General features: G+C 64.9%; 21 protein-coding genes and 1 pseudogene. 4 read left to right on the plus strand and 18 right to left on the minus strand.

Features of this window, described 5'->3' with window-relative positions; translation table 11 throughout:
• From ASG20_RS17915 to ASG20_RS17955, 9 genes and pseudogenes are all read right to left on the minus strand, one after another.
• Positions 1-407 (minus strand): annotated as a pseudogene (locus tag ASG20_RS17915) (opacity protein); the annotation flags it as partial.
• Between the two features lie 339 nt (positions 408-746).
• A complete protein-coding gene (locus ASG20_RS17920) occupies positions 747-1,013 on the minus strand; it encodes a ribbon-helix-helix domain-containing protein (protein WP_056056096.1) in 267 nt (88 codons plus the stop codon).
• Positions 1,010-1,678 (minus strand): ParA family partition ATPase, encoded by a 669-nt coding sequence (gene parA / locus ASG20_RS17925; protein WP_056056097.1) that lies wholly within the window; start codon positions 1,676-1,678, stop codon positions 1,010-1,012. Before parA ends, ASG20_RS17920 begins: the two co-directional genes overlap by 4 nt.
• A gap of 130 nt (positions 1,679-1,808) precedes the next feature.
• Positions 1,809-2,204 (minus strand): alpha/beta hydrolase, encoded by a 396-nt coding sequence (locus ASG20_RS17930; RefSeq protein ID WP_056056099.1) that lies wholly within the window; start codon positions 2,202-2,204, stop codon positions 1,809-1,811.
• A gap of 22 nt (positions 2,205-2,226) precedes the next feature.
• Complete coding sequence (locus tag ASG20_RS17935; protein ID WP_056056101.1) at positions 2,227-3,267, minus strand: alpha/beta hydrolase family protein; 1,041 nt, start codon at positions 3,265-3,267, stop codon at positions 2,227-2,229.
• 276 nt (positions 3,268-3,543) lie between these two features.
• A complete protein-coding gene (locus ASG20_RS17940) occupies positions 3,544-4,359 on the minus strand; it encodes a helix-turn-helix domain-containing protein (RefSeq protein WP_082471067.1) in 816 nt (271 codons plus the stop codon).
• A gap of 420 nt (positions 4,360-4,779) precedes the next feature.
• On the minus strand, positions 4,780-5,859 hold the full coding sequence (locus ASG20_RS17945; protein ID WP_082471068.1) for a replication initiator protein A: 1,080 nt from the start codon (positions 5,857-5,859) through the stop codon (positions 4,780-4,782).
• A 443-nt stretch (positions 5,860-6,302) separates the two neighbouring features.
• Positions 6,303-7,481, minus strand: coding sequence for a mannose-1-phosphate guanylyltransferase (locus tag ASG20_RS17950; protein ID WP_082471069.1), 1,179 nt, complete (start codon positions 7,479-7,481; stop codon positions 6,303-6,305).
• A 162-nt stretch (positions 7,482-7,643) separates the two neighbouring features.
• Positions 7,644-8,990: a capsule biosynthesis protein gene (locus ASG20_RS17955; protein WP_082471088.1), complete on the minus strand. Its 1,347-nt coding sequence runs from the start codon at positions 8,988-8,990 to the stop codon at positions 7,644-7,646.
• A 244-nt stretch (positions 8,991-9,234) separates the two neighbouring features.
• Between ASG20_RS17955 and ASG20_RS17960 the strand changes: the two genes are divergently transcribed.
• Positions 9,235-10,752 (plus strand): LTA synthase family protein, encoded by a 1,518-nt coding sequence (locus ASG20_RS17960; protein ID WP_330218692.1) that lies wholly within the window; start codon positions 9,235-9,237, stop codon positions 10,750-10,752.
• Here the strand turns inward: ASG20_RS17960 and ASG20_RS17965 are convergent.
• A complete protein-coding gene (locus tag ASG20_RS17965; RefSeq protein ID WP_082471070.1) occupies positions 10,739-11,497 on the minus strand; it encodes an SDR family NAD(P)-dependent oxidoreductase in 759 nt (252 codons plus the stop codon). The two genes, ASG20_RS17960 and ASG20_RS17965, sit on opposite strands and share 14 nt — an antisense overlap.
• A 175-nt stretch (positions 11,498-11,672) precedes the next feature.
• Between ASG20_RS17965 and ASG20_RS17970 the strand changes: the two genes are divergently transcribed.
• On the plus strand, positions 11,673-12,347 hold the full coding sequence (locus ASG20_RS17970) for a sterol desaturase family protein (protein WP_231420912.1): 675 nt from the start codon (positions 11,673-11,675) through the stop codon (positions 12,345-12,347).
• 90 nt (positions 12,348-12,437) lie between these two features.
• On the opposite strand, the gene ASG20_RS17975 is transcribed toward ASG20_RS17970, so the two are convergent.
• From ASG20_RS17975 to ASG20_RS17995, 5 genes are all read right to left on the minus strand, one after another.
• A complete protein-coding gene (locus tag ASG20_RS17975) occupies positions 12,438-14,129 on the minus strand; it encodes a capsular polysaccharide export protein, LipB/KpsS family (RefSeq protein ID WP_056056111.1) in 1,692 nt (563 codons plus the stop codon).
• Positions 14,126-15,169: a phytanoyl-CoA dioxygenase family protein gene (locus tag ASG20_RS17980; protein ID WP_056056113.1), complete on the minus strand. Its 1,044-nt coding sequence runs from the start codon at positions 15,167-15,169 to the stop codon at positions 14,126-14,128. Before ASG20_RS17980 ends, ASG20_RS17975 begins: the two co-directional genes overlap by 4 nt.
• Before the next feature lie 69 nt (positions 15,170-15,238).
• Positions 15,239-15,865 (minus strand): histidine phosphatase family protein, encoded by a 627-nt coding sequence (locus ASG20_RS17985; protein WP_056056115.1) that lies wholly within the window; start codon positions 15,863-15,865, stop codon positions 15,239-15,241.
• A complete protein-coding gene (locus ASG20_RS17990) occupies positions 15,862-16,659 on the minus strand; it encodes a 3-deoxy-manno-octulosonate cytidylyltransferase (protein WP_056056278.1) in 798 nt (265 codons plus the stop codon). The genes ASG20_RS17985 and ASG20_RS17990 overlap by 4 nt, the downstream gene beginning before the upstream one ends.
• A gap of 38 nt (positions 16,660-16,697) precedes the next feature.
• Positions 16,698-17,684, minus strand: a complete 987-nt coding sequence (locus ASG20_RS17995; RefSeq protein ID WP_056056117.1) for a KpsF/GutQ family sugar-phosphate isomerase — start codon at positions 17,682-17,684, stop codon at positions 16,698-16,700.
• A gap of 214 nt (positions 17,685-17,898) precedes the next feature.
• Here ASG20_RS17995 and kdsA point away from each other — a divergent pair, with 214 nt between their 5' ends.
• The gene (kdsA, locus tag ASG20_RS18000) at positions 17,899-18,738 is read left to right on the plus strand and encodes a 3-deoxy-8-phosphooctulonate synthase (RefSeq protein WP_056056119.1); all 840 of its coding nucleotides are present in this window, start codon (positions 17,899-17,901) and stop codon (positions 18,736-18,738) included.
• 25 nt (positions 18,739-18,763) lie between these two features.
• On the opposite strand, the gene ASG20_RS18005 is transcribed toward kdsA, so the two are convergent.
• Together ASG20_RS18005 and ASG20_RS18010 are read right to left on the minus strand one after the other, a co-directional pair.
• On the minus strand, positions 18,764-19,972 hold the full coding sequence (locus ASG20_RS18005; RefSeq protein WP_231420914.1) for a glycosyltransferase family 4 protein: 1,209 nt from the start codon (positions 19,970-19,972) through the stop codon (positions 18,764-18,766).
• A gap of 212 nt (positions 19,973-20,184) precedes the next feature.
• Positions 20,185-20,832: an outer membrane protein gene (locus ASG20_RS18010; RefSeq protein ID WP_056056120.1), complete on the minus strand. Its 648-nt coding sequence runs from the start codon at positions 20,830-20,832 to the stop codon at positions 20,185-20,187.
• Between the two features lie 440 nt (positions 20,833-21,272).
• Here ASG20_RS18010 and ASG20_RS18015 point away from each other — a divergent pair, with 440 nt between their 5' ends.
• Positions 21,273-23,270, plus strand: coding sequence for a glycosyltransferase family 4 protein (locus ASG20_RS18015; RefSeq protein ID WP_168371642.1), 1,998 nt, complete (start codon positions 21,273-21,275; stop codon positions 23,268-23,270).
• Between the two features lie 83 nt (positions 23,271-23,353).
• Here the strand turns inward: ASG20_RS18015 and ASG20_RS18020 are convergent, their stop codons facing one another.
• Positions 23,354-24,139 carry a sulfotransferase domain-containing protein gene (locus tag ASG20_RS18020; RefSeq protein ID WP_082471072.1) on the minus strand — a complete coding sequence of 262 codons (786 nt, stop codon included), beginning with the start codon at positions 24,137-24,139 and terminating at the stop codon, positions 23,354-23,356.
• Between the last annotated feature and the right edge of the window lie 94 nt (positions 24,140-24,233).

Raw genomic sequence — 24,233 nt, forward strand, 5'->3', positions numbered from 1 at the left:
CGGAAGCCGAAGCGGCCTGCTGCGCCGTATTCCCAATCGATGTTGCCATCGACGCCCTTGATGACGTTGCCTTCGACGCCGACGAAGACCGGGCCGAGCGGCACGTTGACGCCGACGACGCCCTGCACCAGCGCGCCGTCCGCGCGGTAGTTGTTACGGACCGAGCCGTCCGAGTTCAGCGCGCGCGGGATGCCGTGGTTGCCGACGTTGTCGAACTGCTCCCAACCGCCCATGATGCCGACATACGGCTCGATGCCGAACGCCTTGGAGCCGTCGGGAGCGGCTGCTTCGCCGGGAGCTGCGCTGTTGTCGGTCGGCGCAGGCGCGGGTGCTGCCATGTCCTGTGCGAAAGCAGGGGCTGCGAATGCGGTGGCCGCAAGGACGAGGGCCAGGGAAAGCGTACGCATGGAAATAGACCTTCTATCGTTGATTACGTGGCCCCCGACCGCACGGTGCGTCGGCTTGATCCAGGGCCTCGAAACAGGCGGCTAGCCGCTTTGTTGCAATAAAAATACAGTGGTCGAGGAACTTTCCTGCGGTGTTGCACTGCAGCAACGGTTCCTGACGGGACGATGAACGGTTTGCCTCGTCCGAACGCGCTGGTGATCGCCGCGGCCGGCAAAACGTCTTCGTCCGCAAGAGACCTTCGTCTTACGTCTGCGATGACTTTTCGGAACAGACGCGCGTACGATCGCCGATGCCTGTCGGGCGCGCCTCGATTGGATCGTCGTCTACCGGGGCGTAGTCTAGTCGCCGATCGGACTTTCGCCGTGCTTGCGCAGGACGTCGTTGAACGCCTCGGCCATCAGCGCCTGGAGACTCCTGCCCTGTCGACGCGCGAGCGTATGCATCGCGAACGACATTTCGGGCGAGAAGAACCCCGCGATCTGCTTGCGCCCCTGCCGGCTGGCGGGTCCGGTCGATGCCCCCTGCCCTGCCGCCAACGGTGCCGGCGCGACCGGTTCGGATGGCGTGCGATCGCGCAGATTGGCGAACGAGGGTTTGCGGCTCATGCTGCGGTCTTTCTCTTGCGGGCTGGTTTTGCAGACGATGTCGACACGCCTGTCTGTCGACATGTCCACTCGTAGATATGTCGAATGTCCTCGGCCGCCTTGCCGTTGGGCTCGAACTCCATGACGGTGCGGCCTTCGGCGCTCGCATGACGGAAGGCGGCGCGATCGGGGATCTGGATCGGGCAGGCCGGCGTCCCGAAGCTTTCGACAAGCTCACCGGCCTCCTGGTAAACCCGCGGTGCGTTCGGCGAGCCCGCGGTGAACACGACGAAGGCGGGTTTGCGGAGCAGCTGGACCAGCTTGGCGGTGGTCTGGATCGCCGACAGGTCGAACGCGCTGGGTCGGCACGGGATCAGCACCAGGTCCGCGATCTCGACCGCGGCCCGCGCGGCGCTGTCGGCATGCGGTGGCGTGTCGATGACGATGAACTCGGCCCCCTGCTCGGTCGCCTGCGCGACCTTGGCGGCGAGCCGCGGTGGTGGGCTGTCGATCACCTCGGGTGGCGCTTCGCTTCGCCAAGCCGCCCATTGGCTCGCAGTGGCCTGCGGATCGGTATCGATGACCAGCGCGATGCGGCCTGCATCATGCGCGGCCGCGGCGAGGTGGAGCGCCAGCGTCGTCTTGCCGGCGCCACCCTTCTGGCTGATGATCGCGATTGTCGTCATGTCAAAACCCCTACATGTCTACATGACGACAAATCATTTGTTTTGGCAAGTCCATAATCAGGTCGGCGGATGGAACTGAGACGCATATCGGCAGGCGCTGGCAGCGCTGGATGCCCCTGCGAGCGATGTGCTACCCCAGTTTCGGTCGACCTCGGGCGCGCTTCGTCTGGTCGACGATCCAGTCGCCCACCGTCTTAAGGGCGATAGGGGACACCGTCTCCTCGATCGCGGCATATTCGGAAACGTTTCCCGTCGGCGCGGTCTGCAGCAAATGGTTCAAGCCCGGTATCTCGATCGTCGTGACATCCGGATTATCGTGAAGCGCGGCCCTGATATCGGCGAGATTGCGCGACGCCGGCACCTGCACGTCCTTCGAACCGCCCAGTGCGAGAACGGGGCATAGGACCTTTTCGAGCGCTGGCCGCGGATCGTAGGAAAGGAACCAGCGCATCCACGGTTGTGCGATGGTACGGAGCCCGATCGGAACGGCAGCATCGTCGCGCTTTCCGCCGTGTTGGGCGATCATATGCCACGCCGCGGCGAGACGGCTATCCGCGCTGCTGATCGGGGGCGCCTTTTACCGCATCGTAAAGGCTCTGCATGGTCGTCGCGGACTGGTCGACGGTCGCCTTCGGCACACCGGCAGCCGTTTCCAGCCAACGCTTCTGGGAAAGAAGGACCTGTTCGAGCGGTTCGCCCGGGCTCGACAGCAACACGATGAATGCCAGGGCAGGGTCCCGGTCGGCGACGATCGGTGCGATGATCCCGCCTTCGCTATGGCCGATCAGACCGATGCGGCTCGCGTCGACATCCCGGCGCGAACGCAGAAAGGCAAGGCCGGCCTCGACGTCGCCGGCAAAGTCGGCTGTCGTGGCAGTCCGGACATCGCCGGTCGACCCACCGGTCTGACGATCGTCGACGCGGAGCACGGCAACCCCGCGACGGGTCAAGGCACCGGCCCAGACAAGGAACGGCTTGTGCCCGAACAGCGTCTCGTCGCGATCCTGAAGCCCGGACCCCGTGATCAGCAAAACCGCCGGGAAGGGGCCCTTGTTTGCAGGCAGGGTGAGTGTCCCGGCGAGGTGCGATCCGCCGATCGCGTTGTCATATGCGACCTCCTCGACGCGGTACGGGAACGGTGGCCGGGGCGTTCGGGGTCGCGTAGTGCCCAACGTTGCGGCACGAGCCGCCCGGGTCGTCGCACGGGTCATCGTGAGCGAAATCGAACCGCTACCCTGCGACCATGTCCCCTCCAGCGTTCTGCCGTCATCCGAAAGGATGGCCGTATAGCTGGCCGATGGGGTGGTCAGCATGAGGTGGAGCGTTCTGCCCTCCTGCTTGACCGATGCGACAGGCAGGCCGACCGCGCCTTGGGCAGGACTGTCGAGCGTTGCCGTCAAACTGCCGGGCGTGCCGCTGATATGCAGTATGAGGGGGATCGACCGGCCTGGCGCGGGTACGATAGCGCCCTGCCAGTCGCCGACGATCGCGTTCGATGCCGCTACAGTCGTTGTTTGGGGTGCGGATCGGGCCGGGATTTGTCCCGCCATACCCAGCGTGGATGTCGCAAACAGGATCGCCGTCATCATCGTCGCCGGACCTCACTATGGTCCGAGCTGAGTCTAGCTATCGGACCAGAACTGGGAACGTGATGCTGCCAAGCAGCCGGCAGCGGCGCAAGTGGAGATGATCATCGACCTGCGACATGTCGAATCGACAGCTGATCCTATCACCACCATGACTCTGAAAGACGGCGCTCACCGCTTGCTCCAGCTAGGGAGCATGTGACGGCAACGCCGGCACTCCTGGACTTAGTTTTTACCGCTTCCTGTGACCCGATCCGGCATCAATCCTCTTTCTATCAATTAACTTTGTAGGGGTTGAGACTCGATTTGAGACTCGCGTTCGATCCGGTCGACACCGGCTCCGAGCTTGGCCAGCATCTTGCCCAATTGCCCCCCGACCGTCACCGCCGCCAGATCACGGCACGACAATCCGGACAGCATGGCCGCGGTATCATCGATCCGATCCGCCTGCTGCTGGACGACATCATCTGGCGTTGGTGCCGGCTGCATCCAGCGCGGCAGATAGGCGAGGACGCGCTGGGGCAGGGTGGGACGGTACACGTTGGAGGTCTGCCGATAGCGCGGCCCGGGGCCCTCGGCCTCGACACGCTTGAACCGCCGCTGCCGAACGAGAAAGCCGATGTCCTCGAGGATATGCAGCGCGCGCGCGATCGTCGCACGCCCCAGGCTCGTCGCCTTGGACAGATGGTCGTAGCTCGGAAAGACGCGCCCCTTGTTGAGCCGCGCCAGGGTTAGGATCTCTTCGTAGACGCGGACCGCGGCCGCGGTGAGCAGGATGATCCGGCGCTCGGCCGCGCTCAGAATACGGTCGCCGGCGCGCGCCTCGCGGCGCAACTGACGCCCCGCATCGAGTGTTCGCCTGGCGATCCGCAACAATTTGTCGGTCTCGCCCTTGGCCGGAACGGTGAAGAACAGCGTCTCGAACGTCCCCGCCTCGATACTGTCGCGCAGCACCGGCGCACCGGTGCGATGTGGACCACCCGACCGCGCGCCCAAGCCTGGAGACAGGCCAGGTGACGGCCGGCGCGGCGACTGACGTCCTGCAACCGCACCCAGCGCCTGCGCGGTCGCTTGGCCCAAGGTAAAAACAGCCATCTTCCATCCCCTTAAGGGGCTGGGACCGAGACAAAGAGAGAGCGTGGCGCGAAACGCGCATCCTTGAACCGAAGTCCGTGTCAGGCTATGTGGAGAGGGTCGGTCAGTTTCGACCCCGGAATCGACGTTTGGCGACGTCGCTCCATCACTACCTTGGGATGCCCGGCCTTCGTGCCGGGCTTTCCTTTATGGGGTCACAGCCGCTCCAATTTGCGTTCCACCGACGTCATCGCCGACATGTCCCGATTTTTGCAGTTAATCTGTAATAACGAAAGCGTCCACGGTTCGTGCTTTCGAGTATCAATTACGAAAATCGATCGATTATCCCGTCGAAAGTTCGTGCTTTCGAGTATCAATTCGTCCGCGTATTCGTGCTTTCGAGTATCAATTCGCGGGAAAGTTCGTGCTTTCGAGTATCAATTAAAACAGGTCTTCCGACTCGGTGATGCCTGATTCGCGCGGTGATTCGCGGCTTGGTTCGCGGCCAGTTTCACGACTTGCTTCACGGGGCGCTTTCGACACCGGTTCCGCGGTCGACAGGAGCTGCCGCGACAGGCGAGGTTTGGGGTGTTCGTCGAGCGCAGTCAGCCGCCTGGTGATCACGACCCTGACGGGGTTGGTCTTGCGGCCCCGCTTGACGACCTCGGTGCCGTCGGGATCGCCGATCGTCTCGACCAGGTCGAGCCGGTAGTCGGGGATCGTGTCGGCGACGACGATCTGTCGCAACGCGGCGCGAAAGTTCGCCAGCGGGTTCTGGTAACCGATCTGCAACCGGAAGGTCGCAAGGTCGATCTCGAACCCGTCGCCATCGCCGGTCGATCGCGCGACTTCGTAGATCCGCCGCTCGATCGGACCGAGTTGAAAATACGCCGCCGCATAGTCGAGCACGTGCCGGTCGAGCAGGATCGCCCGGAACAGCCAGTCGCACAGCCGCACCTTGACTGCCTTCAGGCGGCGTTCGCCGGCGCGGGTCTTGTTATAATGAAGCTTGGCTTCGGATAGCCATGAGAAGAACCCTTCCTCGCCTTCGCCCCCCGCCTCGATATTGGTCTTGATCTGGGTGCCCTGCAGCCGCTCGAGCGCTTCGGACAGCCGTCCATAGGAGCGCGCGCTGTGGTTGCTGCCGGTGACGCTGAACAGATCGTGCGCGGTAAAGACGAAATCCTGTGCGACGTCCTCGCCGGCCTCGAGCTTGGCGGCCATCAGGCTGGCGATATAGAGCACGATCTCCTTGTCGTAGATCGTCGCGACGCCACTCGCACTGGGCCGGACTTCGATCGTGACGGTGTCGGTCTTGTAGCTGAGCGGCTTCATCCACGCATTCTTGCTAAGCGCGAAGAACGGGAACGCCATCAGCGATCGCTCGCCGCGGATCTCGCCGTATAACGGGCTGTCGAGCAGGAACAGATCGCCCTGCGGAATTTCCGTCTGGCCGGCGCTCGACTTGCGGGGTTTCGCGCGCGGGGCAGGGGGGCGCTTGGCAGGGCTGGGTCGGGTCATCGGCTATTTCTACTCGAAAGCACGAACTTATGGGAGCCTGCCAAGGGGGACGGAGAGGAAAATCGCGGTTTTCGGTGAAAAGCTCGTGCTTTCGAGTATGAATTCAACGGGTGGATGGCGCAGGCCTGCAACCGGTCGCACGGCTACGCCCCCACCAAACATCGTCGATCGATCGACATGTCTGCGTGTCGACAAACGGCGGATAACGATCCTCGCCGTCATGGCCCGCGGGACCTCGTCGCCGAGACGCGATCACGGCTGGCACGTAGGCAGCGATCCGGGAGGCAGGACGCGGTCGGTTGGCAGCGCCGATCTCCGACGGAGCCGGCGCGTCTTGGCGAAATTCCCATCATACATGTCGACACGTATATGCGTCGACGACGATGCGGGATCTTGGTGGGACGCAGGTGCGGGCCGTCTTCCGTGCCCGCACCCGCCTTCGGTTACGCCTTGGCCTTCATCGCTTCGATCAGTTTCTTGACCTCCTGGCTGCGGCCGCGCGGCATGATCAGCACGTCGTTGCCGCTAGCGACCACGATCAAATCCTCGACGCCGACCAGCGAGACACGGATGCCGTCGCTGCGGACGAAGCAGTTTTGCGTGTCGATCGCCAGTACATGCCCGTCCTTGTCGCTGCGATGCGCGTTGCCGCTGTCGTCGCGATCGCTGATCGCGTGCAGCGCGTCCCAGCTGCCGACGTCGTTCCAGCCCATCGCGACCGGCACCACCGCGACGCGGTCGGCCTTTTCCATGACCGCGTAATCGATCGAATCGTCGGGCGACGCGGCGAAGGCGGCCGCATCGGGATAGATCCGCGTGCCCTCGATCCGCGCCTTGTCCATCGCCTCGCGGGTCGCGACCAGGATGCCGGGATGGAACTGCGCGAGCGCCTCGAGATAGGCGTCGGCGAGAAACAGGAAGATCCCGCCGTTCCAGGCATGATCGCCGCTCGCCAGCATCGACTGCGCCTTGTCGAGCGGGGGCTTCTCGACGAACCGCGCGACGCGGTTGATGCCGGGCTGGAGCTCAAACAGGAAGACCCCGCCGTTCCAGGCATGATCGCCGCTCGCCAGCATCGACTGCGCCTTGTCGAGCGGGGGCTTCTCGACGAACCGCGCGACGCGGTTGATGCCGGGCTGGAGCTCGTCGCCGATCTGGATCCAGCCATAGCCGGTCTCGGGGGCATCGGGCGCGATCCCGAAGGTGACGAGCCAGCCTTGTGCCACGAGCGGCATCGCCGCCTCGATCGCGGCATGGAACGCGGCGACGTCGCCGATCACATGGTCGGACGGCATCACCAGCAGCGCGTCGCCACCACCGCCCGCCGAGGCGGCCTTCGCCGCCAGCGCGGCCAGCGCGATCGCAGGGGCTGTGTTGCGGCCGGCGGGTTCGAGGATCAGCGCCTGTGGTGCGGCGCCGGCCTCGGCGAGCTGCTGCTCGACCAGCTCGGCATGCCGCGCATTGGCGACCACGATCGGCGCGGCATAGCGCTCGCCCAGCGCCCGCCCGGCGGTCAGTTGCAGCATCGTCTCGTCCGCGGTCAGCGCCAGCATCTGCTTGGGCATTTCGGGGCGCGACATCGGCCAGAGGCGGGTCCCCGAGACGATCTTACGTACGGTCATGAATCCTCCAGATTGCGCCGAGCTATAACGGCGAGTCCGTGCCTGCCAATCGTATAATCGGTCAATTCGCTGCACGGTCTTCAGGGGTCTGGTATCTGGTCGCGTCACGCCGATCGGGTACCGGCCGCACTATCCGACATGTCGACATGTCGGATAGTCGGGTTACGAGATTGTGGTAGTCTGCCCCGTGGTCGACACCGCGGCCAAGCCCGTCATGTCCGCAATTCCGTGCCGCGGACTGGCCGCTTCCAGCCGGGCGATCACGCCTTCCGTTACGCGTGCGAGCGCTTCTTCTGAGAAGAAACCGCCGGGGATGAGGCACTGGTCGATGAGCACGCGGCGGAACGCGGCAAACGTCTCCGCGTCGGGCTTGCCGGGATCGCGCCAGAACTCGTCGAGCGATCCCTGGAAGGTGATCCCGTCCATGTCGTAGACCGCATGGCCGAGCGCGATCACCGGGACGCCCTGCATCAGCGCCAGCGTCCCGCTGGTGCTGTTGATCGTCACCATGCCTTTCGCCTTGCACGCGATCGGCACCATGTCGCCGCTTTCGAGATAGTCGACACGGTCGGTAATACCGTGGAGGGCCGCGAGCGACGCGGTTTCCTCACGCCAGTCGCGGACGCCGTTATCGAGCGGGTGCTCCTTGATGACCAGTCGCAGCGGGGCAGGGGCATTCTCGGCAAAGGAATGCATCACCATCCGCAATGCGTCGGCGATGCCGGCAAAGCTCGAATGCAGCCGGATCTGGGCATCGGAATCGAGCTGCAACGGAAACAGCACATAGGGATCGCCGCGGGTCTCGATTTCCGCGACCAGCGCGGCCGCCCGCACCGCAGCCTGCTTGCGGCCGCGCAACCGGCGTACCCAGCCCATCGCCTCGACCAGCGGATGCCACGGCCGGTGATTGGCCCAATGCGGGTAATACCAGCGGCTGAAAACGTCGGCGACGTTGTACGCGACCGCCTCGAGCGCGCGTCGCCGAAACGACGATGCGACCTGGCGATGCTCGGGGATCGGCGGAAGCGTTGCGGCCTGGGCGCGGTACCAGGCCGGATCGCGTGGCAAGCTCGAATGGCCGTTCACGCCGCCCAGTTCGAGCGTCACCCAGTCCGGCCGGATATAACCTTCCTCGAACACATGGACGGGGATGTGGAGGGTGCGGCACACCTGGGTCGCGCCGAGGTGCATCGCCCGGCAATCACCGAACAGCATGACATCGGTGATCTGGTGCTCCTCGATCAGCCGCGCCAGCGCGTCGGGCCAGTCGGCGAGCGAACCGCGATAGTCGATGCCGTTGGGCAGCCGCCAGAACAGCCGGTCGCCACCGTTGAAATTGACTTTATAGACCCCGTAGCCCTGCTGGCGCAGCGCCTTGCCGACCCGGCCGAAGAGCGGCCCCATCAGCCCTTGTAGAAGCAGGACGTTGCGTCGCGCCGGGGGTTGTATCGAACTCGGTGCCGCTATTTTGGGTGTAATGTCGGGCACATCGGCAAAGGAAGAAAGCATGCGGCAGCCTTTCATACATATCCGATGCAGGCGATAGACACATAATGCGGTGCATCATGGCGCGTGTCCGTCGGCATCCGGGCCGTTGACCCGGCAGCTAGATAGGTTGACGCACGGAGGCAAGATGACCGGCGGTGACAGCCTCACGGCCTCCCGCTATACGCCCGCCGCTACCAGTCCGTCGTCGCTTGCCTTCGCGCGTCGATATCATGACCCTCCTTCGAGTCCGACACCGCGGCAGACTGTGACGATCGGTTTTATATCCTTCCTGCTGATGCTGAGCGTCTCGCTGGCGCTCGATGCGGCGGTGCGACCGCGGCACCGCGATCGGGGCAGCACGCTGCGCAGTGCGCCGGGATTGATCCTGCACTGTCTGACGATGACCGCGCTGTTCGGCCTGATCCTGGCGCTTTCGGGAAGCGCGCCGGTTGCCGCCAGCCTGATCGTCGCGCTCATGGCGGTGTTCGTGACCGCATCGAACGCCAAGCACGCGATGCTGGGCGAGCCGTTGCTGTTCTCCGACCTGGCGCTGCTCTCCGCGCTGGTCCGACATCCCGGTTTCTATTTCACCGCGCTGTCGACGCCGCAGAAGTCGGGGCTGGCGATCGGTGCGCTCGGCCTGCTCCTCGCGCTGGTCTGGCTGTTCGTGCCGCATCTGACGCCGCATCTCGTGGGGTCGGGGGTGCTGCTGCTGGCGGGAGGGACCCTGGCGGCGCTGCTCCGCGGCAAGGCCTTTGCCGGCCTCGCGCGGATACCCGACATCGACGCCGATCTCGCACGCCACGGCCTGATCGCGACGCTGCTGCTGTATTGGCAGCGCTGGCGCGAAACCCCCGATCCCCCCTTATGCCCGACCGAATTTTCCGATGGATCGCTACCCGCAACCGATCCAGCAGCCGAATGTGCCCAGCCGGATCTCGTGATCGTCATCCAGTGCGAATCCTTTGCCGATCCGGTCGACCTGACGAACGATCCCCGACACGCTTTGCCCGGACTGGCGCGGGCGCGCGCGACGGCGTCGCAATGGGGCAACCTCGGCGTCAGCGGGTTCGGCGCCTATACGATGCGGACCGAATTCGGCGTGTTGTTCGGGCGTAGCGAGGCGGCGCTGGGCTTCCGTCGCTACGATCCCTTTCTGACCGCGCAGCGCGAAGGCTCCTACGCGCTGTCTGCCCGGCTTGGCGCATCTGGTTATGGCTGTCTGTTCGTGCACCCGCACGACCTGCGCTTCTACGGGCGCGACCAGATGATGCCGGCGATCGGTTTCGACCGCCTGATCGGGGAGGAGCATTTCCCGCCGGCAGAACCCGGCACCGGCCGCTACGTCGCCGACCGGACGCTCGGGGCGTCGCTCCGCAAACTGATCGACGACGCTGCGGAACCGACGTTCCTCTATGCGGTAACGATGGAAAATCACGGTCCGTGGATGAAGGACCGGGTGACCGGGTCGCCCGGCGGGCTCGACGCCTATCTTCACCATGTCCGCAACAGCGACACGATGCTGACCGAACTGATCGACGACCTCGCCGACACCAGCCGCTCCGCGCTGCTGGTCTTCTTCGGCGATCACCGCCCGAGCATTCCCGGCGTCGCCGAACCGGGGCCGGTCCGCCACACCCCCTATGTGATGCTGCGGTTCGTCGACGGAAAGCCGATTCCGGCACCAGTCACCGGCGCCGATGGCCGCATCGATCTCACCCCCGACCAGCTGCATCATGCCATCCTGCGCGCCGTCCGCGGCGCCTCCGTCACTTCGGCCTGAGGCTCCGCAACAACCGATCGCGCAGGCCCGCGGGCAGCAGGCGATCGATCAGCCGCAACGCGGCGAACGGCCAGGGCAGGACGAGATGCGCGTCGCCGCGTGCGCTCGCCGCCACGATCCGCGCGGCGACGTCGGCGGGTTGCATCAGGAGGCGCTGCGGTGCTGCGACCTGACGCCCTTCGGGCCGGTCGATCGGGCCGGGCGAGACGAGCATCACGTTGACGCCATGAGAGGCCGCGCCGATCCGCAGTGCCTGCGCGAAGCGGGCGAGGCCTGCCTTCGATCCGGCATAGGCCGCGGCGAACGGGAGCGCATGAAACGCCGCGGCCGATCCGATCAGGATGATATGGCCGTGGCCACGCGCTGCCATCCTGTCGGCCAGCGCCGCGGCCATCGCGCTCGGCGTGACGAAGTTGACCAGGCCCAGCCTGACCATCCGGGCCGGGTCTTCGCCCCGTTCGTGGCGACCCTGGATATCGCCGAGCCCGGCCGCGAGCACGGCTATGTCGATGCCCCCCGCAGACTCCTCCGCGTCGATCGCGGCGAGCGCCGCTGCGGGATCGACGAGATCGAGCAATCGGAGAGTTACCATCGCACCGGCGTCACGGCACTGATCCGCGACCTGCTCGAGCCGTTCGTGGTCGCGTCCCCACAACACGAGCAGGACATCCGGACCGGCATAATGTCGCGCGATCGCGGCGCCCAACCCGCGCGAGGCACCGGTGATGAGAATTCGCTGTCGCACGTCTATCCTGAATGGCGCTTATCTGAAGGAGCTGTCGGGTGTGTCGTCTACACCATAATTTGGCCCAAACCCGACGCGGTCTGTCGACAAATGCCGTTTCTCGGTAAGCTCAGGATAATCTATTGCTCCTAGTGTCACTTGACAGGGGTACCCCGCCTCTGTCCATAGCGGCGGTATGAGTATGCGTAGACAAGAGCCAAGGCCGAACCACGGCGGAGGCGCCGAGTATCCGCAACGCCTTCGGCTGTTTCGCAGCGATCTGCTCGAACGCCTGACCGTGATATCGCCCCGCGCGTTCGTCGCGACCTGGTCCATGATCCTCGTGCTGGTCACATGGGCGGGCTGGGGAACCGTGGCGCCGCTGACCTGGGTCGGACTGGTGATGACGGGTCTGCTGATCTGGTCGCTGTTCGAATATTGCATGCACCGCTTTCTGTTCCATCTGGAATTGCAGTCGGACCTGGGCCGCTGGCTCGGCTATGTGATACACGGCAATCATCATTCCGATCCGAACGATCCCTATCGCAGCCTGATGCCCCCGATCGTCAGCGTGACCTGGTCGGGTGCGATCTGGATCGGCCTGGCGTCGGCGTTCGGCCCTGCGGGCACGGTGATCTTCCTGGGGTTCGCGATCGGCTACGTCGCCTATGATAGCATCCATTACGCCTGCCATCAGCTACCGGCGCGCGGTCCGCTGATGCGCGCGTTGCGCCGCCATCACCTTCGCCATCATTTCGGTCGTCGCGACGGCAATTACGCGATCACGACGATCTTCTGGGATCGCCTGTTCGGCTCGCATATCTCCGCCAAGGCGGCAGCGACTGCGCCGGAGACCCCCGTACACTCCTGATCAAGGGTCCGATTGCGGGCCTGACCGAGACATGGTGCAGTGGCGATCGGTTCGACGCGCCCCCCGTCTCGGGCCCGCCTCAGTCCCGCTTCAGCGACGCCCCTTCATCAGGCGACCTTGGATCTGCCGCAGGCGCGTGACCCAGCCAAGCCGGTTGACGGCATCGCCCGCAACCATCCGCGCGAACAGCGTCTCGGGTTCGCAGGGCAGGCCGCTGACCGGATCCAGATACCGCGGATAGAGGATCAGCACGCCGGCGACGAGTTCGTCGAGCGTGAGCACGCGTCCCCTGCGATCGGAGATCGGCATCAGATCCCGCGTCAGTCCCCAGCCGGCATAGAACGGCATGCCGTGGCAGGTGACGTCGCACCCGCGCAACAGCGCCTCGAAACCGGTCAGCGAGGTCAGGACATGGACCGCATCGACGCGTTCCAGCAATGCGGCCATGCCGCCTCCGCGGACAATCCGGTCCGCAACGCCCAACGCGTCCGCATCGGGCACCGCGCCCTTGCGATGCCCGGCGTCGACATCGGGGTGCGGCCGGAACCAGAGTTCGGCCTCGGGCTCGAGCGCACGCGCACGGCGCAGCAGTTCGAGGTTGCTGGCGAGGCCTCCGCCACCCAGCTTGACCGACATATCGTCCTCGACCTGCCCGGGTACCAGCACGAGACGACGCCCGGGTTGGCGGGCCGGAAACACGTGCGGGGCGTTGCCGCCATATTTGCTGATCCCGCCCGCCAGGATGGCCGCGCGGAGATGCGCCGCGCGCGCCAGCAATGCCGGGGGGAAGTGCGTCTCCGCGAGCAACATCTCGAGATCGCTCGCGCGGCTCGGATCATAATGGATCCCGCGCCAGTCGACGGTGATCGAGGAGGGCGGCACCATGTCGCTGCCCAGCCCGACCGACCGGACGAAACCATCCTCGACCCGCACCAGCGGGACGCCCGCGGCCGCGGCATCGCGGACCATCGCCGGCGAGATCCGCGACGGCCACACCGCGACCGCACCACCGTGCCGCCTGGCATGCGCGATGGCGCGGCGTTCGGACGAAAAGAAGCGCAACCGGCGATCGGGCGACCAGAGGAAGCGCGCGATCTCGCGGCGCTTCCACCAGGCGATCCCGCAGGCCGCAACAATCCCGCGATTGCCGTCGCCTATCCGCCGCCAGAAGCCGAGATGCGCGATCGTCGCATCGATCCCGGTGTCCAGACCCGTCGCCGGATCGCGGTAGCGCGTGTCGAACAGCGCGGTGGCGATCCGCTGGCGGCGCGCCTCCAGGGCCGTATCCGGCGCCCCATAGGCCCCGTCGGACAGTATCCGCACGCGACATCCGGCGATGTCGGCCAACGCCACCCATTCGTCGTCGCCATGCGCGACCAGTTGCACGTCGTCGTCGAGCAGCGACCAGGGATCGACCTCCCCGAAGATCATCACCCCACGCGGATGCGGCGCGCGCAATGCCGGGTCGCGTGCGCGATCGGCCGGCAGCAGCCAGACGACCGCGTCCTGCTCGGCATCGGTCATGCCCGCACGAAGGTCTGCGACCTCGGACGCTGACCGTGCGCGGACGATCGTGCGGGCATCCGACGCAGCGGCGGGTCTCGCCCAGAAGGGGCCACCGACCCTGACCTCCCGGATAGCCGCGAAGATCCGCGCGATGTCGGCGTGCTCGACCGCCGGCGCGATCGCACCCGCGGTCGCAGGTATCGGGCCCGAATACGTCACGGCCGCGCCGGGAAAGGGCGGCGCGCGGAGCAGAGGGTCGGTCTTCGCGTCCCTCACGGCACCGTCCCGTCCGGATGCGCAGGCGCAGCCGCGGTCTTCAGCCCGGCGTCGCTCCAGGGCTGACCCAGCAGCCCGCGCAACCGGTCGCGGATCGACCAGGCCAGCGGCGCACGACGCTCGGCGATCCCGGGCAGGCTGAACGGATCGAGCCCGGTCCAGGGCAGGAAGGGATTGCGCCGGCCATAGGTCCAGATCTCGATCCGCACCGATGGTCGGACCGACGCGCCCCGCGCGTGAAACCCCGACGTATCTGCGACGACCAGGGTATTGGCGGGTACGGCGAATGCCTGCGGTTCGGGCAGATCGAGCGCCGGCAGTTCTTCCGGCGCGATCCGTAACGATCCGCGCGCCGACAACCGATCGAGACCCGACCGCGCGCGAACGCTGCGATCGCGTTCCCAGGCCAGTCGCTGCGGCGTCATCCGGTGCGACCCGGGAACATAGACCAACGGGCCTTCGTCCACGGCGACATCGGTCAGGAACAGCCACGCCTTGACCGTCGCGTGGAAGGTGTCGGCGTGTAGCGCGGTCTGCGGGTCGGGCGCGGCATCGCTCACATGGCTGAGGATGGTTTGGATATAGCCGACCGGTTCGCTGTCGAAGCTGCCGACATAGCGCATCAGCCCACGCCACCGGGCACTGCCGACCAACGCCGCGACTGCCGGCATCGCCGCCAGCGCGGCGGGATCGAGCGCGATCCGGCGGGTGATCGTATCGCCCTGCAGCATCTCGCGCGCCGGGGCGACATGCGCCAGCACCTGCCGCTTGAGGTCGGCGAACACATCGGCCGGCAGAAAGTCCCGCGTGAGAACGAAGCCGTCGCGGTCGAACGCGGCGCGATCCTCGGCCGAGACGAGATGTGCGAGCCGCTTGCGGCGGACCGCGGCCATCATCCCCGCCAGACGCACGCGCGCGACGTGCAGGCCCCAGCGGTTGAGCAGCGGAGACCCGATGATCGGATTGTCGCTGAAGGCCTTGGCGCCGGTCGGCAATTGCGCGATCCACCAGGGCAATAAGAGGTAACGGGCCGGTTTCATCGCCACCCTCTCTCCGAGGAGATCGACGGACGCAAGCATGCTGGTCGAGCAGGATCGATCATAGGCGGTTTACGGGCGCCGATCCCAGGCGACGCACTGCAAACCGGCATCGCTGCTCTGGATGATCCCGAACGCGCCGGTCCGCAATTTCAAGCTGGGGAGCGCACGTGCCTGCGTCATCAGTACAGCGTCGGCGAGCAACGCGAACCGCGCGGCGCCGTTGCTCGTGACGAGCAAGGTCGTGCTTCCCACCTGTTCCGCAAACGCCTGTTCCGCAAACAGGGCACGCCACCCCGCCAGCCGCGCTGCGGCATCGACGACCCACCCGGGGGGCGCGACGCCGTGCGTTTCCCATGCGGCCAGCGCGTCGCTGCCGATCCGCGCGATCACCTCGCTCTCGATCCGATCCTCGTCCGGCCCGTGATCGATCTCGGCGAGCAGCGGCGCGGGGATGACGGTCGGCGCATCGTCGAACGCGCCGCGGATCGCCTCCGCGGTCTCGCGCGTCCGCAGGAGCGGTGAACAGAGGATGGTGTCGAAGCGATACCCCTGTTCGGCGAAATAGCCTCCCAGCCGACGCGCCTGCTCGTGACCGCTGGCGACGAGCGGCAGGTCGGTTCTCGCGCCGATCCGGCGCGGGGCTTCGTGGTCGGCAAAGGTATTGCCGTGGCGGACGATGACGAACGTTCGGGTCACGACGCGTAAGGGTCGCCGAAGCGCCGGATCAGGTCCTCGGCAAGCGCGACGTCCTCGGGCGTGTCGATCCCCGACATGGCGTGCGTGGGCGGCGCGACCGCAAGCGTCTGGATATCGAGCCCCATCTCGAGGAAACGCAGCTGTTCGAGCCCTTCCAATCGCTCATAGCGGGTCGGGGGCATCGCCTCGAAACGCTCGAGCGCCTCGATTCGATAGGCATAGAGTCCGAGATGACGGAACACCGGCGACAGCGGGCTTTCCGCACGGAGACGGTCTTCGTCGCGAATCGCGGGGATGATCGTCTTCGAGAACCAGAACGCCTTGCCCTGGGCGTCGCGGGCGCAGGTCGTACCGCTGAACGGCGACCGCGCCTTGTGCGCGCGCATCGCGTCGAGCGCGGGCCAGTCGAGCTGGACCACCGGCGTGACGCAAGCGGCCGGGCTTTCCCGCGCGGCCGCGATCAGCGCGGCGACCATGTCGGCCGGAATGAACGGCGCATCGCCCTGGAGGTTGACGATGATATGCGGCCGCACGTCACGCCCCCCCGCCGCGGCGCAGGCACGCCCCGAACCCGACCGGATGTCGCGTGCGGTCATCACCGCATCGCAACCGAGCGATTGCGCATGTGCCGCGATGCGGTCGTCGTCGGTCGCCACGACCACGTCGCAACCGCCGGCGATCGTCGCGGCGGTGCGCGCGACCTGGACGACGCGCTCCAGCAGCGTTCGGCCCGCAATCCGGAGCAGCGGCTTGCCTGGCAACCGCGTCGAGCCGTATCGCGCCGGAACGACGATCAGGTCTTTAGGTGGCTGGACGCCAGGATGAACGGGAGTCAGACGACGCCAGCCCGCAACAGGTCGTGGACGTGCAGCACGCCGATCAGCCGGGTGCCGTCGCACACGAACAGGACCATGACGGCGTTGGCATTCATCGTCCGCAGCGCTTCGGTCGACAGCGTCGTTGGCGGCACGGCGAGCGGGGTCGGCGTCATATGCGCCTCGATCGGATCCTGCAGATGCTGGGTCGCGAAACTGCGCCGCAGATCGCCATCGGTAAACGCGCCGACCAGATTGCCATCGGCATCGACGACCGCAGTCGAGCCATAACGCTTGCGGCTCATCTCGAAGGTCGCATCCATCAGCGACGCACCGAGCCGGACCACGGGCACCTCTTCGCCACGGCCCATCAACTGCTCGACAGTGACGAGCTTGGCCCCCAACTGACCGCCCGGGTGCAGCGACAGGAAATCGGATTTCGAAAAGCCGCGCTGCTCAATCAGCGCGATCGCCAGCGCATCGCCCAAGACCGCCTGCAGCGTGGTCGACGAGGTCGGTGCGAGTTCGTTCGGGCACGCCTCGCGGACATGCGGCAGGACCAGACAGATATGCGCGGCCTTGCCCGCGGTGCTGTTCGCCTTGGCGGTCGCGACGATCAGCGTGATGTTGAACCGGTGGCAATAGGCGATGATGTCGCCGAGCTCGGCGGTCTCGCCCGACCAGGTGATCGCGAGCACGATATCGCTCGGGGTGATCATCCCCAGATCGCCGTGGCTGGCTTCGCCCGGATGGATGAACAGCGACGGCGTGCCCGTCGAGGTCATCGTCGCGGCGATCTTGCGGCCGATGATCCCGCTCTTGCCCATCCCGCTGACGATCAGCCGGCCGGAGGTCGCCGCGATCGCTGCGACCGACAGCTTGAACGCATCGCGGAGTGCTGAATTCTCCAGCGCGATCGCGAGAATGTTGAGCGCTTCCTGTTCGATCCGAACCGTCTTCAACGCCGATACCAGCGCGGCGTCGCCGACTTTACGCATTTCCATGGACTGCAACTCGTCACCTCGCCGGAGGGGCTCGTCATATCGCATATGGCGAATCCGTCCCTTAAAAGATACACGACGGCCGGGAGCCGTCGCGCGGCCCATACTGCAAGTGTGACGGGTGATCCAGTTTTTACAGTTCTCGCGGTCAGCCGTAACGATGTCGGTTTGATACCGATAATTGCGGCGGTCATCGAATGACGAAGGGTTAAGATAGATGCAATTATGCGGCAAGGCGGTGGGGTCGACGGAACCTTTGTTCCTGATCGCGGGTCCATGCGCGATCGAAAACGAAGCGCTTGCGCTGTCGACCGCCGAGACGCTGAAACGTATCGCGGACCGGCTGGGCATCCTGCTGATCTATAAGAGTTCGTTCGACAAGGCCAACCGCAGTTCCGGACTGTCGTTCCGCGGGCCCGGAATGGACGAAGGCCTGCGGATCCTCGCCAAGGTGCGCTCCGAAATCGGCGTACCGGTTCTCACCGACGTCCATACCGCCGAGCAGGTCGCGGCGGTCGCGGAGGTGGTGGACATGCTCCAGACGCCCGCGTTCCTCGCGCGCCAGACCGACTTCATCGCGGCGGTCGCGGCCTGCGGCAAGCCGGTCAACATCAAGAAGGCGCAGTTCATGGCGCCGGGCGACATGACGAACGTCATCGACAAGGCGCGACGTGCCGCGACCGAGGCGGGCTGCGATCCCGACAGCTTCACGGTGTGCGAACGCGGCGCGACGTTTGGCTACAACAATCTGGTATCGGACATGCGCAGCCTGGCGATCATGCGCGACACCGGATGCCCGGTGGTGTTCGACGCGACCCATTCGGTGCAGTTGCCGGGCGGGCAGGGCGATCGATCGGGCGGCCAGCGCGAGTTCGTGCCCGTCCTGGCGCGCGCCGCAGTCGGTGCCGGCGTCGCCGGCCTGTTCATCGAAACGCATCCCGATCCCGATCAGGCACTTTCGGATGGCCCGAATGCCTGGCCGCTGGATGACATGGAGCCGTTGCTGCGTCAGTTGATGGCGATCGACGCAGTGGTCAAGGCGACACCGATGCTCTGACCTTATCGGGGATCTTATCGGGATATTATTGGGCCGGGAGGGTTTCCAGCCAGCGTTCGACGATCGCGAAATGGCCCTCCCAGCTTGGTGCCCGGTATGCGCGCATCGCCGCGACCTGCCGCGCGCGCTCGGGGGAGGGACCACAGAAATCGAGGATCGTGCGCTCCCATTCTCCCGCGTCGTGGACCGGGATGAACGTCGGGATCGTGTCCGCGATCTCACGGAACACGGCCAAGTCGGATGCGATCACCGGCGCACCGAGCTGCAACGCCTCGATCACCGGCATGCCGAAGCCCTCGGCGAACGACGGCATCAACAGCGCGCGCGCGCTTTTCAGCAGCCCCGCCAGTTCGTGGTCGTCGCAACGACCGCGTTCGATCACCACGCCCTGCAGCGCGATGCTCCGGTCGAGCAAGGCAAACGCGCCCTCGGCCTCCCAACCGCGTTGCCCGACCAGCAGCAGGCGCGGGGCCGCGTCACCAAGCCGTTCGACCAGCCGCTTCCACACCTGCAGCAGCAGCAGGTGGTTCTTGCGCCCCTCGATCGTACCGACGACCACAAAATAGGGATGATCGGCGGGCGTCGGCGCGACCTCGGCCGGCAGCACGTCGCCGGCCAGCCACGCGGCGACCATAGGCGGGGAGGGGAGACCATACTGAGCGGCGAAGTCGCGCAGCGCGGTCAGCGTGGCCTCAGAATTGCCGATGATCCCGCTTGCGCTGCGCAAGGCGTTGGTCATGCGCTGGACGTGCCGACCGGCTTCGCCTGGCCGACAGAATTCGGGTGTCTCGATCGGAATAAGATCGTGGATCAGATGGACCGCACGCAGACCATGGTGGGCGATCCAGCTTACCAGGCTGTCGTCGTTCAGCCCGGTATGGCCGATATTGAGATAGAACTGGCCGCGTTGCGGCGCGCTGGCGAAGGCGGTCGGGATCGCCTTGCCCAGTACCGCGATCAGCTTCTGCCGGGACGGAAGCCCGGGGGCGACGAGCAGCGCCATCAGGCGTCGCGAATTGGCCGCGGTGAGCACGATACGGCGTCGCTTCCACTGGATGACCGCCTGCGCACGCGGACCGAAATGCTCGACATACGCCAGGCACACGCGATCGATGCCGGTCGGCAGCCGACCGGACCAGTAGCGCCAGATCGAGCGGCTGACGTCGATTAATATGGGGGTTGCCACGGCAATGTCGTCCGGAGCGGGGGCGGGCGGGCGGTCAACCATGGTCATGGTCGACGGTCGTCGATCTTGCGATCGACCCAGCAAAAGGCCCGGTAGGGAAATTGCACGTAACTGTCCTCGAAACCCGACGCAGGACCACGTCGGAATGTGGCTCACCGAGGAATGCCACGGCTGCCACTAGGGAGATCGTCCCTAGCGGCAGATTGCCTGTCGGCAAAGCGACGCCATCGGCGGTCGAGACCACCGATGGCGTCAACCGCTTACTTGAAGCGGATACCGATGCCGCCCATCACGCGCTGACGCGACGTGTGGTCGTCATACTGCGAGTAGACATACTGCGCGTTGACGTAGAGACCCGAGAGCGGGCCCTGGAAGCGGTTCGCCATCGAGGCTTCGACGCCACCGCCGACCTGATAGCCGTCGGTGTTGAAGTGGTTGTAGAAGCTCGTCTGGCCAGCCGGTGCGTCGAAGCGCTTGCGCTGCTCGTTGGTGACGTAACCGCCCTTGGCGAACACGAGGAGCTGCGGTGCGACCAGAACGCCTGCGCGAACGCCGACGCCATATTCCTCGAACGACTTGTGGCAGATCGACCCGCCCGAAACGCCGGCGGTGCAGTTTTCACCGAAACCGCTCGAACGCCAGTAGGTCGCTTCCGGCCCGATCACGATCCGCTCGCCGATCTGGCCGTCGAAGCCGATGCTCGCGCCGTAGCCGAACTTGTCGTCGTGGCGGCCCTGCGACTGGAAGCGATCGCCACCAGCGTTACCTTCGATGCGGAAACCGCGGAACGAGGTCGGGCCGGTATCGGTTGTGGTCTGGGTCGTGTCCGGCGTCGCATCCTGTGCGAGGGCCGGGGTAGCAACGGCCGCAAAGCCCGCGATCGCGCAGAGCGCAACGATTTTACGCATGTAAACATCCTTGATTGGTACGGTAGACGACGTTGAAACCGTGGCGCTGGCGGGACGTTCCCCGCCTAACATAGAATAATCGAAGCGTGGCTTTTGGGCCACAGGTTCGCCGCGCCACTCGGTTCCCGTTATTTTAGCTTCGTTAAATTTCGGTTATCCAATCGATGGTGGTGCGATCGCTCCAAGGTGCCGAACGTCGCGCCAAGCCTCTTCGCGCGCCTGTACCGTAAAACTTCTGTCCGCATCCCGGCCGGCGCGCTAGGGCCGGCGCCATGCGATCAATCAAACGGTGGTGGATCCGCGTATCCGCGCAGTTGCCGCTCAGTCCGCGGTCGGCCGGTGTCCGGGTACATCGAACGACAGCCCGTCATATTCGCGCTGGAAATGCCGCCCGCGAACATCAGGCGTGGCGGAACGCGGCGATGGCCTATCGTCAGGCCTTGGCGCGCGAACCCCATTTGCAGCATGTCTGGGTGCAGCTGGGCCATATGGAAAAAGAGGCCGGCGAGATCGACTTGGCCACGAGCGCCTATGAAGAAGCGGCGCGCCTCAGGCCGGACGACACGGAACCGCTCCTCCGGCTGGGCCATCTGGCGAAAGCATGGCGCCAACCGGCCGATGCCGCAGGCTATTTCATCGCGGCCCTGCAGCGCGACCGCAATACCTTGCAGGCCGTTTCCGAACTCGTGCGCCTTCTCCCTGATCGCGACGATATCGAGCCGGCCTTGTGGACGGCCGTGCTCGACGTTTTGGACATAGAACCGAACGACCGGATATCGAACGATACCGGCCACCTGCCCCCAGGAGCGGTGGTACTCGACGTCACCGATCTGCTCGCCTTTTTCGGCCAGCGGCGCCTGCCCACCGGTATCCAACGCGTCCAGATCGAGGTGTCGCTGGTGGGCCTCGAACAGATGTTCGATCCACAGCCGGTATTCTGCGTCTATTCGAGTGCGCGACGAGGTTGGATCAGATTGTCGCGCGAGCATTTCGATACGCTTTGCCGACTGGCCAAGCAAAGCGACGACGTCCAGGACCCGGCTTGGACCCGCCAGCTCGACCGGATGTATCGAGAAATCGCGGTAGCCCGTACGCTGCGATTTTCCCCGTCGACCGTGTTGGTGAACTTGGGGACGTCGTGGGCGGATCGGAATTATCTGCTCGACGTCCGTATGGTCCGCGCGCGCGATGGCGTGGTGTACGTCCCGTTGGTGTTCGACCTGATCCCGCTGATCGGACCGCAATGGTTCATGCAATCGCTGGTCCGCGACTATCGGGCGTGGTTCGGATCGCTGCTCCATTCCGCCGACGGGTTCCTGGCGATTTCCGAGGCCACACGCCAGGATCTGGTGCGTGTCTCCGCGGACTGGCGAGCACCTGTCCCCCCGGAATCGGTGCCGGTCGTCCGTCTCGACGGCGACTTCCGCCAGGCCTCGGCCGATGCCGCGTCGCTGCACGCTCATGGCCTCGAACCCGGCAGCTACGTACTGCTCGTCTCGACACTCGAGCCGCGCAAGAACCACCGGACCGCGTTCGAAGCATGGCTGGCGCTCGCCGATACGCTGGGCGAAGCGCACGTTCCCCGGCTCGTCTGCGTCGGTGGTCGCGGCTGGCTCAACGAAGACCTGCATCAGATGCTGCGCGACAGCCCAGCGCTGCGGCGCATGGTCCTCATCCTGCACGGGATACCCGACGACACCCTGGCCACCCTCTACGAGCATTGCCTGTTCGCGCTGTACCCCAGCTTCTACGAGGGGTGGGGACTGCCGGTGTCCGAAGCGCTCTCTTACGGCAAGGTTCCGGCGATCTCGCGCGTGTCGTCGCTACCCGAGGCCGGCGGACGCTTCGCGCAGTATTTCGATCCAAGCGATCCTGCCGATATCGCAACGACCGTGCGGGCGCTCCTGCACGCGCCGACGCGACACAGCGCCGAAGCGGCGATCCATCAGGATTATGTGCCGCGCACATGGCGCGGGATAGCGCAGGATGTCGTCACCAAGGCCGGGAGCGTCTCGTCGCGCGTGCAGGATACGCTGCCTTGTCTTGCCGGTGCAGGGCAATGGACCCTGGCGCTGCCGCACCAAGCGAACACGACGGATCGACCCGTCACGGACGCATGGCAAGGCGAAGCGCTCCGGCATGGCCGGGCGTGGCAATCACCTGGCCTGTCGGGATGCAGGATCGATGGAGACGATGCCGCGCTGTGGTTCCACTGGGCAGGCGCGCAAGGCGCCATGCTGCATATCCATTTCGTGGCCGGCCGAGCCGAGGCCACGGCCAAAGTCGGGATGGATGGTGTGGATCGGGCGTGTCGTGTTCAGCCCGGCATGCCCGAGATCGTCTCCTGCCCGCTGCCGAATACGGCCAAGACTCTTTGGATCACGATCGTACCGATCATCGGCGACGTGATCGTCGAAAAGATCGAGATCACGACATAGGACACACTGACAAGATCGGTAATTTGTTGCCGGTCAACTAAGCCAGACCGTGCGGATTCAGCCAATATACGACGTATACGCGCCTAAAGCTGATAACCGAAATCGCGCATCAATTCGCGAAACATTGCCGTCAGCTTTTCTATCGTGGCCGCCTGCAGCTTGTTTGCGTGGTCGCCAGGCGTTCCACGACGGATATGCCGTGTTGGATCTTCGAATACCGGGCGAATATCGTGGGCTACTGCAACGGCATCTATGATCTCTGTGTCTATCTCTATGCGGAGATGTGCCATCACAGCCCTAAGCAGCTGCCTCTTGTCGAAGAATATATCTTCGTAGCGAACCATGAGCAGGTTTTTGTCGAAGATACGCGCCCTGTAGCAGCATAGCTTGTCGTACAAGACCTCTGCATGATCGATCACATACTCGTCTATTTCCATATGCTTATCACGCATGTGGTAATCTACGACGGAGTCCGCATTCTTGTTGGGAAGCCTGTGAGAAAAATGCTTACCGCCAAATGAAAAATATTGTGATGTCAGTATGTCTCTAGGATCTCTTATCAGAAAGACCTTGGGAACGTCGCTAAGTCGCGCGTAGTTTTCTAGGATAGCGGGAAAATTCCGAAACCCGAAATACACGTAGCCCGGCGTGAACATCGGTCGAATATCATCGTCCGTCTGCCAATTATCATCGCCGATACCTTCCATAAACAAGATATCGGGTATCGATATCGCTGGAATTGCGCCTCTAGCGCAGGCATCCTCCAACATCCCAAAAAGCAGAGAGCTTCCTGCCTTGTGGACCGAAAACACAAATGACTCACTGCTGACACTGGCTGTCGGCATTTTTATAATGGAACTATAGTCCATACGAGTTTTTGCATGTTCTATACACGATCATAACTACACATACGCCCTTGAACTAATACAGTCCCGGCATCTCGCGTAGAGAAACGAACACAAC

The sequence above is a fragment of the Sphingomonas sp. Leaf198 genome (assembly GCF_001424005.1).
Classification (GTDB): Bacteria; Pseudomonadota; Alphaproteobacteria; order Sphingomonadales; family Sphingomonadaceae; genus Sphingomonas.